Source organism: Curtobacterium sp. PhB136 (assembly GCF_004346855.1).
GTDB lineage: Bacteria > Actinomycetota > Actinomycetes > Actinomycetales > Microbacteriaceae > Curtobacterium.
In genome coordinates, this window is sequence record NZ_SMGH01000005.1 from 143306 (window position 1) to 157137 (window position 13832).

A 13832-nucleotide genomic window follows, 5' to 3' on the forward strand; every position below is an offset into this window, starting at 1 on the left:
AGGTCCTTCGGTTCGGCGCTGAACGCGGTGACAGGTCAGGCGACGGATGGGTTCAGCGTGCGGATACGCTTCTCGACTACGTGGGTGATGGCGGCGACCGCGTCCGTGGAGACTCGGATGAGCGACGCCTCCTTCGGGTTGGCGTTGTAGGCCTCGCCGAACGAGCGGATCATCGCGTTCCGGAGATCGCTGGCAACGTTGACCTTCACGACGTTGTACTCGTGTAGCTGCGCGAGCTGCTCATCGGGCAGTCCGGAACCGCCGTGGATGACGAGCGGGACCGGGCTGGCGTCGCGGACGGCGGCGAGCAGCTCGAAGTCGATCGCGGCGTTCGGGACGTACCCGTGCTGGTTCCCGACCGATACCGCGAGCATGTCGCACCCGGTCGCGGCGACGAACTCGGCGGCCTGCTGGGGGTCGGTGTGTGCCGCGAACTCGGGAGCGACGTCGTCCTCCTTGCCGCCGATGCTGCCGAGCTCTGCTTCGAGAGCGAGCGACGACGGCGTCAGCTCTCGTGCGATCTTCGAGACGCGCACGTTCTCGTCGTAGTCGTACTCGGAGTAGTCGATCATGATCGAGGTGAAGTCCGCCGCAAGCGCATCCCTCACAGCATCGAGCGACTTCCCGTGGTCGAGGTGCAGCGCCACCGGGACGTCGCACTCTGCCAACCGGCGGCTGACCATGTCGTAGATGTACTCGAACCCTGACAGCGCCGCGTTGGTCGGAGCGACCTGGATGAACGTCGGAACGCCGACCTTCTCGATCGCTGCGACGATCCCCATCGTCGTTTCGATGTTCGTGGTGTTGAACGCGCCGGCGACGAGCCCGCGTGAAGTGCACTCGTTGATGACGTCGATACCGCTGACAAGAGGCAAGAGGGTTCCTTTCGGCCTGCACCGACGGCGTCGCGACGTGCAAGTCGCCGTGTTTTCGGAGCGCTTCGGTGGTCTCGGCGGCTTCCAAGGGGCGCACGCGGCGGCGCGGATGATTGCGTCATCGCGTCGCTGCGACGGAGATCCGTCTCGGCCGAACCGCCTGGGTTCCCGTCCATGGTAGGCAGGTTGGTACAGATTGTCTAGTCCATATGTACAGTCCAGCGAATTGTCCACATCGGGCTGTTGCGGTCCCGCTCATGGGACAGAATGACGCTCGTGAAGCGCGCACACCGGGGTCCGATCGTCTGCGGGGTCGACATCGGCAGTACCAACACGAAGGTCGTCGGTCTGGGTGCTGACAGTCGAGTCGTCAGCCGAGCCCAGCGACAGACCCCGCGCGACGACACCGATCTGTCCATCGACGCGCAGCAATTGCTTCGGCTCATCGAGGACATGCTCCTCGAGGTCTGCGGGACAGAGTTCGCCGTTCATGCGGTCTGCGCCGTCGGTGTCGGCGAGGACGGCATCCCCGTCGACGCACAACTGCGCCCAACGGCGTCGGCGCTCGCCTGGTTCGATCCACGACGAGCCAGGCTGTTCACCGCCGTCGCCCCGCAGCTCGCTGCAGCTGACGGAGTCGGCGTCGGCGACGATGCCGCAAGAACGCTCGTCGGTTGGCTCTGGGCCCGTGAGCAAGGACAGCTCGAATCCGCAGCAGGCTGGGTATCACTCACTGACTACGCAGCCAGCGCTTGGTCCGGCACCGCCTTCATGAGCGACTCGATCGCGGCGCGGACCGCAGCCTGGGACGGAAGAACTCGCTCATGGGTGCTGGCGCGAGTGGAGAGCACGCTGCGGGATCCGACGCTCCTGCCGAAGGTCCTCACCGCAGGTGAGGCCGTCGGACCGATCCTGTCGAGGCGCTTGGACGCGGCCGGAGTGCTTGCCCCAGGCGCACTCGCGATCGCTGGCGGCCACGACCATCCGATCGGCGGGTGGGCAGTGGACCGGCTAGACCAAGGAGCAGTACTCGACTCCATGGGAACCGCGGAAGTCGTCGTGGCGCAGGCGCCGGAGCAGGTGAACCGAACCACAGGAGTCGACGTCGCGCCCGGGATCCGGAACACCGGCACCTCACTCCTGTCGGTCGAGGAGTTCACCCGGAACGTCGAATGGGCGTCGCTCGACCCAGAGGTTGCGTCGGAACTGCGACTCATTGCGAGCGGTCGAAGGAAGCCGGACGGGTACGTGGACTCGGACGTGTTCGTCGCGGGCGATCGCGGCGGAGGCCGACCGAAGTACTCCGTCGGAGCTCCCGCGAAGGCGACATCGAGGGCGGCGGCGGTACTCGGCGCCCTCGCGCGGGTCGGCGCCGATGCGATCGACGAAGTCACCGCGCTGATGCCCGCACCAGGGCACGTGTACGTGGCCGGTGGATGGTCACGTGCGCCCGGCTGGCTCGCGATCAAGGAACAGGTCAGCGGACGGCGGATGCAGATCGTGCACGAGCCGGAAGTCGCAGCCGTCGGCGCAGCGATGCTCGCGGCGGCCGCGCTGGACTGGGTAGTCGACGCCGATACCGTGATGCGCGCCGACACCAGCCACGAGAGCGCCCGGTGATGCCCCGTCCCTAGGGCAGGTCACCGTGCCTGTCCGCAGCCGCGATCCGGAGGTTGCGGGGATCTTCCTCGCTTCGGAGCGCGAGACACAGCAGCGCCCCGACGACGTACATCGCCACGAAGGTGCCGATGAGGATGGGAACGTTTGCTGCTCCGCCGAGGACACCGACAAGGACCGGGCCGATGAACGCCGAGAGGCCTGCCGCGAGCGTGTACACAGCGAGCGCGCTCCCGCGATCTTCCGCCGGGACGAACGAGGGGACCAGGGCCGTGAGAGGTACGAAGCCGGCCAGACCAATTCCGAGAATCGCCCAGCACAGGACAGTGAGCCAGAAGTTCGGGCCAACCAGCACCGGCACGATGTACAGCGAGGCGGCCCCGACCGCGCTCATCACACACCCGAACCAAAGCACCGTGCGTTGCCACCCAAACCGGTCGCCGAGGACTCCGAAGAAGAGGTTGGCGAAGATGTTCGCCGTGTAGACGATCGTCACGATCTGCAGGTACTGAGACTGCGTGAAACCGATCTGTTCAGTGAAGAAGAACGGCGCGACGACGAAGAGCGCGAAGTTCGGCGCCGTGTTGATGAGCCGTACGAGTGCTCCGAGACTCACCCGTGGCTGACGCCAGATGATCGTGAGTCCCTTGGCAAGCTCAGCGATCGCGCTGTCGCCGTTGTGCGCGGGTCCGGCGTGCTGTCGGTCTCGGACGCCGAGGATGGCGGTGAGCGCCCCGAGGACCACGAGGCCCGTCGCAAGCCAGAAGGTGCCGACTTCACCGATGACCGGAATCGTCCAACTGGCCAGCAGCGATCCGAGCGTTGGCAGTCCAGCTCCGAATACGAACCAGAACCAGCCCACGGAGCTTCCGCGCTGCTCCGGTCGGGTCGCGGTGTTGATCCACACCAGGAACGCGTAGGCAAAGAACGGGTACCCGATGCCGCGGATCGAGTACGCGACGACGGCCACCCAGTGCACGTCAGCACCGACGCCGACGGTCAGGAACAGCGCCTCGAACACGACCCAAGTCACGGCGCCGATGATCATCACCTTGCGGGGGCCGAGGACCGAGGAGAGGGTGCCAGAAAGCCACGATCCGATGGTGACGAAGATGCCGTATGCGCTGATCGTCACCGCGGCAGCGGACTCGCTGAAGCCTTCTGTGTCCACGAGAAACGGCGACAGGTAGTTCGACTCGACTCCGTCCCCGATCATGAACAGCAGGACGCCGATGAACCCGAGTGCGAGTGGGGCGGGCAGGCCGAGCCGGTCGAGGAGCCCTCGACCCGTCGGCACTGCTGCGCTGGCGGTCATGGACTCGTTGGTCATCGCGCGTTCTCCTTCGAACGGATGTGGGGTGGGGGCCGCGCCGGACACCACGGAGGCGCGGCCCCCGACGAGTCACGGTTGATCGGACTCGCCAGTATTGAGAGCTAGAACCACTTCTCGGCGCGGTGGTCCGCCTGGATCCGGCGGATGGTGTTCGACCGCGACCGCAGCACGAGCGAGTCGGTGTGGATGACGCCGCGCGAGCGACGGACACCGTCGACCAGGACGCCGTCGGTGACGCCGGTGGCGACGAAGAACGTGTTGTCGCCCGTGACCAGGTCGTCCTGGTCGAGGACCTTGTCCAGGTCGTGGCCGGCGGCGATGGCGCGCTCGCGCTCCTCGTCGTCCTTCGGCTGCAGCTTGCCGAGGATCACGCCGCCGAGCGCCTTGATCGCGCACGCCGTAATGATGCCCTCGGGGGTGCCGCCGACCCCGACGCACATGTCGATCGGCGAGCCGGGCAGCGCGGCGGCGATGCCACCGGCGACGTCACCGTCGAGCAGCAGACGCGTGCCGGCACCGGTCGCGCGGATCGCGCGGATCAACTCGTCGTGACGGGGACGGTCGAGCACGGCCACGACCATGTCCTCGAGGTCCTTGCCCTTGGCCTTCGCCAGCGCGCGGATGTTCTCCCCGATCGGCTTCTCGAGGTCGAGGACACCGCGGCCATCGGGCCCGGCGGCGATCTTGTCCATGTAGAACACGGCGGAGGGGTCGTACATCGAGCCGCGGTCGGAGACGGCCATGACGGAGATGGCGTTCTGCCGGCCGGCGGCGGTGAGCGAGGTGCCGTCGATCGGGTCGACCGCGATGTCGCAGGCCGGGCCGTGGCCGTTGCCGACGTGCTCGCCGTTGTAGAGCATCGGGGCGTTGTCCTTCTCGCCCTCACCGATGACGACGACGCCGTCGAAGTTCACCGTGCCGAGGAACTTGCGCATCGCGTCGACCGCGGCGCCGTCGGCGAGGTTCTTCTCACCACGCCCGACCCACGGCTGCGCCCGGATCGCCGCGGCCTCCGTCGCACGCACGAGCTCGAGAGCCAGGTTGCGGTCGGGCTGGAGGAACAGGGAGCCGGTTTCCGTAGAGGGCTCGTCAGCGAGTGAAGGCATGGCTCCCATCATGTGACCTGCAACGAATTTTGTCTAGACAGTCCAACGCGTATAGACACAAGCAGCAATCTCGTCGTACTGTGTGTCAGCGGCTCGCCCAACGACGTAGCAGTCTCCGGGAGAACGCCCTGAAACGGCGGGTGCAACGCATCCGCGACGCGACTCCCGAGAGGATCAACGAAGATGCGCGCAGTAGTGCTCGACGGCACAGGCTCGATAGAAATCGCGGACATCCCCGCGCCGACGCCCGGCCCGAACGATGTCGTCATCGCCCCCGAGGCGGTCGGCATCTGCGGTACCGACATCCACCTTGCCTCCGGCGACTACCCCACCGGCACGTTCCCCGTCGTCCCCGGGCACGAGTTCGCCGGTACCGTCACAGCCACTGGTGCTGAGGTCACGAAGTTCGCCATCGGCGACCGCGTGTCGGTCGACCCGAACGTGAACTGTGGCCACTGCGAAGAGTGCCTCGCCGGCGCGACGAACCTGTGCGAGAACTTGTACCCGATCGGCGTGACCGTCAACGGCGCGTGCGCTGAGTTCGTCGCCGTGCCCGAAAAGGTCGTCTTCAAGCTGCCCGAAGGGGTCGATTGGGCAACTGGCGCCCTCATTGAACCACTCGCATGCGTGCTGCACGCGTTCGGGCGCATCAAGCCGATCGAAGGCCAGCGGGTCCTCATCTACGGAGCCGGCTCCATCGGACTGCTCGCTCTCGCGGTTGCGAAGGCGCGTGGCGCGAAGAGCATCGAGATCATCGAACCGAGCCCCGTCCGTCGCGACGCCGCGATCGATTTCGGTGCGGACTCCGCTGGGGCGCCTGGTACGAACTCCGGCGTGCAGGACATCGACCTCGTGATCGAAGCCTCCGGACACCCGGCGGCGGTCTCCGACGCTCTGACCCGACTGGCGAAGCGCGGAACGCTCCTGCAGATGGGCGTGGTCAGCCCCACCGCCACCATCGATCTCCGCCCGTACGACCTGTTCGACCGCGAACTCTCCATCGTTGGCTCGCAGTCCCTCGCTACCTCCTACCCCGACGCGGTCACCGAGATCGTCACCCTCGACGACCTCGCCCCCCGCACCGTCACCCACACCTTCGGGCTCGACGACTACGCCGCCGCGCTCGAGGCAGCGAAGTCCGAATCTGCCCGCAAGGTGCACCTCCTCCCGCAGCAGTGACGCTGCCCTCACGGAAGAAACCCGCCATGTCCACCACGCACATCCGTACCAGCGGCCCGGCCTCGACCGGCTTCATCGACCGACTCGGACTTCCCCGCCCGCTCGTCTGGGGCTTCGTCGGCCTGCTCCTCTTCATGATCGGCGACGGCGTCGAATCGGGCTACATCGCGCCGTTCCTCGCGAACAACGGCGCGGGCACCGAGACGAACGCCGCCATCATCATCTCCGTGTACGGCGCCGTCGTCACCATCGGCTCTTGGTTGTCCGGAGCCTTGTCCGACGTCTGGGGCCCCCGACGCGTGATGATCATCGGCGCCGTCACCTGGGCCGCACTCGAGGTGCTCTTCCTCGCCGTGGCACTCCCCACCCAGAACTACTGGCTGATGCTGGTCATCTACGGCCTCCGCGGTATCGGCTACCCGTTCTTCGCCTACGGATTCCTCGTCTGGGTCCTCGCGGGCAGTCCCGCACACCGGCTCGGATCGGCAGTGGGCTGGTTCTACTTCGCCTTCACCGGCGGCCTTCCCACGCTCGGATCCCTGCTCGCGAGCGGTACCGAGCCGCTCATCGGCGAGTACCTGACCCTCTGGATCTCGTTGGTCCTGGTGGCGCTCGGGGCCGTCGTCTCGCTCGTCGGACTGCGGGGCGCCAAGGGAGGGAACCGACTCGCCCGACCAGAGGTCACCACGGGACGCAGCATCGTGAACTCCGTCGCCATCGCCTTCACCAGCCCGCGTGTCGGCCTCGGCTGCCTCGTGCGGATCGTGAACACCGCGCCGCAGTTCGGTCTGTTCGTCTTCTTCCCGACGATCTTCGCGAAGGACCTCGGCTTCGGAACCGCCGGCTGGCTGCAGCTGGTCTTCGTCCTCGGGGCGGCGAACATCTTTGCGAACCTGTTCTTCGGAGTGCTCTCCGACCGGCTTGGGTGGCACCGCACGCTGCGGTGGTTCGGCTGCATCGGGTCGGCGGTCGCGGTCCTCGCGTTCTACTTCATCCCACAGGCCACCGACGAGTACTGGGTGTCCGTGCTGTGCGCTGCGTTCTTCGGTGTGACGTTGGCCGGCTTCACACCGATCTCCGTGCTCATGTCCCTCATGGCACCGGGGCAGAAGGGCAACTCCATTGCAGTGCTCAACCTGGGTGCCGGCGCTGCGACGTTCGTCGGACCGCTGATCGTTGCGATCTTCCTCGCACCGCTCGGAGCTGGCGGTGTGACGATCATCTTCGCCGCGCTCTACGTCCTCGCTGGCATCTCCGTTCGTTGGCTGCGCGTCCCTGAGGAGTCCGCGAAGGTCGTTGCCACCGGCGGCACGCTGCAGGACCTCGCCGAAGACCCTGAGATGGTCGCTGGCACGCCGGCTCCGGGAACGCCGGAGCAGCTGAAGTAACGACTTCTCGGCCGCACCGTTCGGCGGCCGGGAGCTACGAGGGTGGACGCGATCGCGTCCACCCTCGTTTCATGTGCGACCGCGCGCGATGCGACAGGCCACGCAACCGGCTCAGAGGTTGATCATGTGGCCGGTCAGTCCGTGGAACGCTTCTTGGAGCGCTTCTCCGAGTGTCGGGTGGGTGTGCACGTTGCGGGCAAGCTCCGCGGCCGTGAGGTCCCACTTCTGCGCGAGCGTGAGTTCGGGCAGCAACTCTGCGACGTCGGCACCGATCATGTGTGCGCCGAGGAGTTCGCCGTGGGCGGCGTCGGCGATGAGTTTCACGAACCCGCTCGGCTCGCCGAGGCCCTGCGCTTTCCCGTTCGCGGTGAAGGGGAGCTTTGCGACGATGATCTCGTGGCCGTCGTCGCGAGCTTGCTGTTCAGTGAGGCCGAAGGATGCGACCTGCGGCTGCGTGAAGGTGGCGCGCGGCATCATCCGGTAATCGCCGAGCGGCAGGGTCTCCGCGCCAGCGATCGTCTCTGCTGCGACGATGCCTTGCGCCTCCGCGACATGGGCGAGTTGCAGTTTTGCGGTCACATCGCCGATCGCGTAGATGTGAGGGACGTTCGTTCGCATGAAGTCGTCGATCGCGATCGCGCCGCGTGTGGTGAGCTGTACGCCGGTGGCCTCGAGGCCGAATCCGAGAACGTTCGGGGCGAAGCCGACGGACATCAGCACGCGGTCTGCTGTGATCACGTCAGTCGCCCCGGCCGCGTCGACGTAGGAGACGTCGACGCTCCTGCCGGAATCGGTGACGGTGTCGACGCGGGAGGAGGTCAGGATGTCGATGCCGAGCTTCTTGTACTGCCGGGTGATCTCCTTCGACACCTCCGGGTCCTCGTTGGGGAGGGCCCGGTCCAGGAACTCGATGATCGTGACGTCGACGCCGTAGTTGCGGAGCACGTACGCGAACTCCATGCCGATGGCACCGGCGCCGATGACGATCAAAGAAGCGGGCAGCTCGCGCTCGAGGATCTGGGTTTCGTAGGTGACGACGTTGCTGCTCAGTTCGACGCCTGGGAGGCTGCGGACGGTGGATCCCGTGGCGATGATCGCATCGTCGAACGTCACCGTTTCCGCGCCGCCGCCGGTGAGTTGGACGTCGATGGTCTGGGCATCGCGGAACACACCGTATCCGTCGATCTCGGCGATGCCGTTCTTCTTCATCAGGTAGTGCACGCCCTTCACGCGGCCGTTGGCTACGCGCCGGCTGCGATCGAACGCGACGCCGTAGTCGAACTGGACGGTGCCGGAGATGCCGAAGACGTCTGCTTGGCGTGTGACGGTGTGCGCCAGCTCGGCGTTGCGCAGCAGCGCCTTCGAGGGGATGCAGCCCACGTTCAGGCACACCCCTCCCCAGTAACGGCTCTCGATGACGCCGACCTGCATACCGAGTTGCGCGGCGCGGATCGCGGCCACGTAGCCCCCTGGTCCAGCTCCGAGGATGACGAGGTCGTAGTGAGTGCTCATGGTGCCCTTCCTTCCGGGTTCGCTTACGCGGCGGTTTTCGCTGCGGTGGTACAAGGCAGGCAGGCGTCGACCTGACTGCGGATGTCGGCAAGGACCTCGTCGAGGGAACGCTGCGCGAACACCGTGGCGGTGGTGCTGACGTGCACGATCGCGGTGACGACGCGAGCAAGCACTTCCGCGTCCTCAGCGGGTACACCACTGCCTTCGAGACGGCGCGCGACGCCCGCCTCCAAACGGCCGGAGAGCATCAGGCCGGTGCGCCGGTGGGGCTCGTCGGGATCTCCGAAGGCAAGCTCGTGGAGGTACGTACGGCCGTTCTCAACCTGCTCGCGGACGCACTGCACAACGGGCATCAGCACCGCCATCACACGACACGTCTGCCCCACAGGCTCGGGCGCAGCGAGGCCCTGCTCTACGGCGTCTGCAAACTTGTCGTTCTGCACCATGATCAACAGTTCCGCCTTCGTCGCCGCGTAGAGGTACAAGGTGCCGATCGCTACGTCGGCGCGATCCGCGACCTGCTGCGTCGTCACACCGCTCACGCCACGCTCCGCGAACATCTCACGCGCCGCCCGCATGATGCGGTCGCGCTTGTCGGTCTTGGCCCGTTCGCGCCGCCCTACTGATTTCTCTTGTAGTGCCACAACATCTCCTTGACAAGATAACTGAGTTGACTCAAACTTGAGTCTACTCGGGGTTTCCGACGTTTCGAAAGGTCGAGAGGACTCATCCATGAGGCTCAGTAAGGGGCCCTGGCGCGATGTACCGACGAGAACCATGGCAGCAGCCGGGACACAGTTCGCGGTTCGTGAGTACGGAGCGCACTCGGAAGTCCCGCTCGTACTCCTGACGCATCTCGGTGCGAATCTGGACAGCTGGGATCCTGCCGTCGTGGATGCTCTGGCGCTGGACCGTCGTCTCATCGCCATCGACTACCGCGGCGTCGGCGCATCCGCCGGAGTGGTAGCGGACACCTTCGACGCTATGGCTGCCGATGTGATCGCTGTGCTCGGGGCACTCGAGTACGAACGGATCGATCTGTTTGGGTTGTCGATGGGCGGCATGGTCGCTCAGGCCCTGCTCGGCCAAGCACCCGAGCTGGTCGAGCGGGTGGTCCTTGCTGGCACGGGACCGCAGCACGGCCCGGGGCTGAAGGCGATGACCGGGGTCGCGATCCGTGGCACCGTACGGGCCGCGTTGACGCGCCGGGACCCGAAGCAGCTGCTGTTCTTCACCCGCAGTGCCGCTGGCCGCGCCGCTGCTTCCGCGTATCTCCGGCGGCTGACCGAGCGGAACAGGAACAGGGACAGTTCCGTCACGCCAGCGGTATTCCGGGCGCAACTTCGCGCCGTGAACCGTTGGGGGGACGCGGCGGCGCCGTCGGCGCCGTTGTGGTCCTCCCCAACACTGCTGATCCACGGCGAAGAAGACCGGATGGTCCCCGTCGTCAACGCACACGCCTTGCTCGCACTCCTGCCGGACAGCTCCTTGGCCACCTTTCCGGACTCTGGACACGGTGTGGTGTTTCAACACTCCACGGCCGTCACCGACGCCATCCGTCAGTTCCTTACCCGCTGACCGCCCGTTCGTATTCATCGCCCCTACCGACAGAGATGGAAGACATCATGCAGGCGTTCGTCCTGACCAAGTACAAGCAGCCCCTTGAACTCCGAGACATCCCCGAGCCCACCGTCGGCGAACGCGACGTCCTCGTCACGGTCGAAGCCGCAGGGCTCAATCAGCTCGACGAGAAGATCCGGGAGGGCGAGTTCAAGCCGATCCTGCCCTACAAGCTACCGACCACTCTCGGCCACGACGTCGCAGGGACTGTGATCCGGGTAGGAGGCAAGGTCAGCCATTTCAAGCCGGGCGATCAGGTGTACTCACGCCCGAGGGACCACCGCATCGGCGCGTTCGCCGAACGTATCGCCATCGACGAAGCCGACCTCGCACTCACGCCGACGACGATCACCACGATCGAGGCCGGATCGTTGCCGCTCGTCGCGCTGACCGCATGGCAGGCACTCGTGGAGCGCGGCAACGTCCAGCCCGGGCAGAAAGTCCTCATCCACGCCGGTTCTGGCGGTGTGGGCACAATTGCCATCCAGCTCGCGAAGCACCTCGGTGCCCACGTCGCCACGACGGCCTCTGCAGCCAACGCCGATTTCGTCCGCCAACTCGGCGCCGATGTGGTCATCGACTACCGCAGCCACGACTTCGAACAGGAACTCTCCGGCTACGACTTCGTCCTCGACAGTCTCGGCGGCGAAAATCTCGCCAAGTCGCTTCGCGTTCTCAAGCCCGGTGGGAAGGCCGTCAGTATCAACGGTGCGCCCGATCCTGCGTTCGCGAAGGAAGCCCACCTGAATCCGGTCGTGAAGCTCGTCGTCGCTGGGCTGAGCCGCAAGGTGCGCGCCCAGGCAGTGAAGCTCGGCGTGACGTACGAGTTCCTGTTCATGCGAGCCGACGGTGCGCAGCTGCAGAAGATGACCGACCTCTTCGAGCGCGGGATCATCCGCCCTGTCGTCGGCGCGACATTCCCGTTCGAACAGATTCCGGCTGCACTGTCGTCGCTCGGGAAGACGAGTATCCGCGGCAAGGCCGTCGTCACACTCTCTTAGCCAGCATCCGACATCGAGACCGCACTCTCTCTTGATCCCAACGAAGAAAGCCCCGTCGTCATGAGCACTCCGACCGAACCCGTGATCACCTCGTACGCGAACGCGCCCGCGAAGACCATCACCACCGGCGGCGACACGTTCGCCTACCGGGAGCTTGGACCCGAGGGCGGCATTCCGGTGGTGTTCTTCACCCACCTTGCTGCGACCCTGGACAACTGGGACCCACGGCTCGTCGACCCGATCGCCAAGCAGCGCCACGTGATCACCTTCGATCAGCTCGGAGTCGGCGCCTCCAGTGGCGCCGTCCCAGCCACCCTCGAACAGGCAGCGGACGACGCCTATGCGTTCATCACCGCCCTCGGCTACGACAAGATCGACGTCTTCTCCTTCTCCATGGGAGGCATGATCGCGCAGGATCTGACTGTCAAGCATCCATCCCTGGTCCGCAAACTCGTTCTCACCGGGACCGGCCCGCGCGGCGGCAAGGACATGGACAAGGTCGTCGGGGCCACCTACTACGACATCCTTCGCGCCGCCCTCACCCGGTCCGATCCGAAGGAGTTCCTGTTCTTCAACCGAGACGTCCCCGGCAAGAAGGCCGGCAAGGCGTTCGTGGAACGGCTCAAGGAGCGCACGGTTGACCGCGACAAGAAGATCAACAACAAGGCGTTCGGCACCCAGTTGAAGGCGATCCAGCGGTTCGGGCGCTCACAGCCGTCGGATCTGTCCGTGATCATGCAGCCGACCCTCATCGCCAACGGTGACCACGACCGCATGGTGCCATCGGTGCTGTCGACTGATCTGCGGAACCGGATCGCAAACAGTGAGCTGATCATCTACCCCAACTCCGGTCACGGCGGCATCTTCCAGTACTGGGAGGAGTTCGCCCCTGTCGCGGTGAAGTTCCTCACTGACTGAGCCCACCTCGGAAGGGCGGCAGTGCCACCCTTCCGTCTCAGGCGAAGGGCGGCAGCTCTGGGTAGAGCGCTTCGATGGGGCCTGCAAGAGCTGCCTTCACCTTCGCGGTCTGCTCGTCACCGATCACCTCGACAGCTCCAGCCTGCAACGCGTCGAACACCTGCCGGACGAGATCGCCGGGTTGCAGCTTCTGCCCCTGCGCCTGCGCCGCCATGGCGGTGTCGACATAGCTCATGTGCACCCCGATGACGTGCACGCCTCGTGGTGCGAGTTCGAGGCGCAAGGCGTTCGTGGCGGCCCAGAGAGCGGCTTTCGCGGCACTGTACGCGCCGCCATATCCAAGCCAGCTGCCGATGGAGTGCACGTCGATCAGGATCGGGTGCGCTGCCTTCAGCAGCGCTGGGGTGAATGCGCGGGCGAGCAGGACCGGGGCGAAGAAGTTGATCTCCATTGTGGTCCGCAGTTCGGACTCGGCAATGTCGATCAAGCTGGCCGTCGAGGGGCTGGCACCGGCGTTGTTGACCAGGACCGTGACGTCGGTGGCGGAATCAGCCGCAGCCTGAATGGAGGTCGGGTCGGTGACATCGAGTTGCAGTGCGACGATGCGCTCATCATCCCAGGCGCGCGGGGTGCGCGCGGTGGCGTACACCTTCGCCGCACCCCGGGCCAGGGCTTCGGCGACGAAGTGGGTGCCGATGCCACCGTTCGCGCCCGTCACGAGGACGACGGCGCCGTTGAGTGAGGTCATGGAGGCTGCTTTCAATAGTGCGCAGGGTCAGCTGCGGGTGAGCGCGGGGTAGTCGGTGTAGCCGTGGGCGCCGCCGGAGTAGATCGTTCCGGGGTCACCCGCTTCGATTGCGGACGGGATGATCGGCTGACGGTGATGCGGGGTGTTTTCCAGGTGCGACGTGCATTCGACGTGCATCAGCTGGGTGAACAGGTGCCCGGCACCGCAGTGCACCCGTTCGGTCACGCGGCGCCACCCTGCGATGCGCTCCGGCGTGAAGATACCGGGGGTGTCGAGATACCCCTGCCCATCTGTAGAGGGTTGTGTTCCCTCGGTGATGAGCAGCTCGAGCGAGGCGCGCTGGCTGTAGTACTCGGCGGCTAGGGCACCCGGGGTCCCATCGGTATTTGCGCGGCTTCTCGTCATCAGGGTGCGAGCGAGCCAGTGCACCAGCTCGATGCGGCCGAGAGTGAAGAGGTGTCAGGGGCGGAGGGTGCGGGCATAAGCGGACTCATCTCGAGGGGTCGACGACGACGGGGAGGGGTCTCCTCGGTGC

General features: G+C 66.0%; 14 protein-coding genes. 6 read left to right on the plus strand and 8 right to left on the minus strand.

Going from position 1 to position 13832, the window contains the following annotated elements; translation table 11 throughout:
• Nucleotides 1-35: 35 nt before the first annotated feature.
• The gene (locus EDF27_RS07085) at nucleotides 36-875 is read right to left on the minus strand and encodes a class II fructose-bisphosphate aldolase (protein ID WP_123293787.1); all 840 of its coding nucleotides are present in this window, start codon (nucleotides 873-875) and stop codon (nucleotides 36-38) included.
• A gap of 255 nt (nucleotides 876-1130) precedes the next feature.
• Nucleotides 1131-1571 carry a hypothetical protein gene (locus EDF27_RS20060; protein WP_243648832.1) on the minus strand — a complete coding sequence of 147 codons (441 nt, stop codon included), beginning with the start codon at nucleotides 1569-1571 and terminating at the stop codon, nucleotides 1131-1133.
• A gap of 342 nt (nucleotides 1572-1913) precedes the next feature.
• On the opposite strand from EDF27_RS20060, the gene EDF27_RS20065 reads away from it, so the two are divergent.
• Entirely contained in the window at nucleotides 1914-2495 is a 582-nt protein-coding gene (locus EDF27_RS20065) for a hypothetical protein (RefSeq protein ID WP_243648833.1), read from the plus strand.
• 10 nt (nucleotides 2496-2505) lie between these two features.
• Here EDF27_RS20065 and EDF27_RS07095 read toward each other — a convergent pair whose 3' ends face one another.
• Both EDF27_RS07095 and glpX read right to left on the minus strand, forming a co-directional pair.
• On the minus strand, nucleotides 2506-3822 hold the full coding sequence (locus EDF27_RS07095) for an MFS transporter (RefSeq protein ID WP_123702193.1): 1317 nt from the start codon (nucleotides 3820-3822) through the stop codon (nucleotides 2506-2508).
• Between the two features lie 104 nt (nucleotides 3823-3926).
• A complete protein-coding gene (glpX, locus tag EDF27_RS07100; protein ID WP_132047932.1) occupies nucleotides 3927-4931 on the minus strand; it encodes a class II fructose-bisphosphatase in 1005 nt (334 codons plus the stop codon).
• A 183-nt stretch (nucleotides 4932-5114) separates the two neighbouring features.
• Here glpX and EDF27_RS07105 point away from each other — a divergent pair, with 183 nt between their 5' ends.
• Nucleotides 5115-6110 (plus strand): alcohol dehydrogenase catalytic domain-containing protein, encoded by a 996-nt coding sequence (locus tag EDF27_RS07105; protein WP_123702189.1) that lies wholly within the window; start codon nucleotides 5115-5117, stop codon nucleotides 6108-6110.
• Between the two features lie 26 nt (nucleotides 6111-6136).
• Complete coding sequence (locus EDF27_RS07110; protein WP_123293783.1) at nucleotides 6137-7498, plus strand: MFS transporter; 1362 nt, start codon at nucleotides 6137-6139, stop codon at nucleotides 7496-7498.
• 111 nt (nucleotides 7499-7609) lie between these two features.
• Here the strand turns inward: EDF27_RS07110 and lpdA are convergent, their stop codons facing one another.
• Nucleotides 7610-9010 (minus strand): dihydrolipoyl dehydrogenase, encoded by a 1401-nt coding sequence (lpdA, locus tag EDF27_RS07115; RefSeq protein ID WP_132048439.1) that lies wholly within the window; start codon nucleotides 9008-9010, stop codon nucleotides 7610-7612.
• A gap of 23 nt (nucleotides 9011-9033) precedes the next feature.
• Nucleotides 9034-9654 (minus strand): TetR/AcrR family transcriptional regulator, encoded by a 621-nt coding sequence (locus EDF27_RS07120; protein ID WP_165931389.1) that lies wholly within the window; start codon nucleotides 9652-9654, stop codon nucleotides 9034-9036.
• Between the two features lie 133 nt (nucleotides 9655-9787).
• On the opposite strand from EDF27_RS07120, the gene EDF27_RS07125 reads away from it, so the two are divergent.
• The 3 genes from EDF27_RS07125 to EDF27_RS07135 are packed head-to-tail and all read left to right on the plus strand — an operon-like array spanning nucleotide 9788 to nucleotide 12549.
• Nucleotides 9788-10588: an alpha/beta hydrolase gene (locus EDF27_RS07125; protein ID WP_165931390.1), complete on the plus strand. Its 801-nt coding sequence runs from the start codon at nucleotides 9788-9790 to the stop codon at nucleotides 10586-10588.
• Nucleotides 10589-10635: 47 nt separating this feature from the next.
• A complete protein-coding gene (locus EDF27_RS07130) occupies nucleotides 10636-11631 on the plus strand; it encodes an NADP-dependent oxidoreductase (protein ID WP_123293858.1) in 996 nt (331 codons plus the stop codon).
• A 60-nt stretch (nucleotides 11632-11691) separates the two neighbouring features.
• Nucleotides 11692-12549, plus strand: a complete 858-nt coding sequence (locus tag EDF27_RS07135) for an alpha/beta hydrolase (protein WP_123293779.1) — start codon at nucleotides 11692-11694, stop codon at nucleotides 12547-12549.
• Between the two features lie 37 nt (nucleotides 12550-12586).
• On the opposite strand, the gene EDF27_RS07140 is transcribed toward EDF27_RS07135, so the two are convergent.
• Both EDF27_RS07140 and EDF27_RS07145 read right to left on the minus strand, forming a co-directional pair.
• Nucleotides 12587-13297: an SDR family oxidoreductase gene (locus tag EDF27_RS07140; protein WP_123340205.1), complete on the minus strand. Its 711-nt coding sequence runs from the start codon at nucleotides 13295-13297 to the stop codon at nucleotides 12587-12589.
• Nucleotides 13298-13324: 27 nt separating this feature from the next.
• Entirely contained in the window at nucleotides 13325-13726 is a 402-nt protein-coding gene (locus EDF27_RS07145) for a hypothetical protein (protein WP_243698246.1), read from the minus strand.
• Nucleotides 13727-13832: the final 106 nt, after the last annotated feature.

Excerpts from the sequence above, each read along its gene's own strand:
- EDF27_RS20065 (WP_243648833.1), top strand. The coding sequence starts at position 1,914 with ATGGGAACCGCGGAAGTCGTCGTGGCGCAGGCGCCGGAGCAGGTGAAC.
- EDF27_RS07095 (WP_123702193.1), bottom strand. The coding sequence starts at position 3,822 with ATGACCAACGAGTCCATGACCGCCAGCGCAGCAGTGCCGACGGGTCGA.
- glpX (WP_132047932.1), bottom strand. The coding sequence starts at position 4,931 with ATGCCTTCACTCGCTGACGAGCCCTCTACGGAAACCGGCTCCCTGTTC.
- EDF27_RS07105 (WP_123702189.1), top strand. The coding sequence starts at position 5,115 with ATGCGCGCAGTAGTGCTCGACGGCACAGGCTCGATAGAAATCGCGGAC.
- EDF27_RS07110 (WP_123293783.1), top strand. The coding sequence starts at position 6,137 with ATGTCCACCACGCACATCCGTACCAGCGGCCCGGCCTCGACCGGCTTC.
- lpdA (WP_132048439.1), bottom strand. The coding sequence starts at position 9,010 with ATGAGCACTCACTACGACCTCGTCATCCTCGGAGCTGGACCAGGGGGC.
- EDF27_RS07125 (WP_165931390.1), top strand. The coding sequence starts at position 9,788 with ATGGCAGCAGCCGGGACACAGTTCGCGGTTCGTGAGTACGGAGCGCAC.
- EDF27_RS07130 (WP_123293858.1), top strand. The coding sequence starts at position 10,636 with ATGCAGGCGTTCGTCCTGACCAAGTACAAGCAGCCCCTTGAACTCCGA.
- EDF27_RS07135 (WP_123293779.1), top strand. The coding sequence starts at position 11,692 with ATGAGCACTCCGACCGAACCCGTGATCACCTCGTACGCGAACGCGCCC.
- EDF27_RS07140 (WP_123340205.1), bottom strand. The coding sequence starts at position 13,297 with ATGACCTCACTCAACGGCGCCGTCGTCCTCGTGACGGGCGCGAACGGT.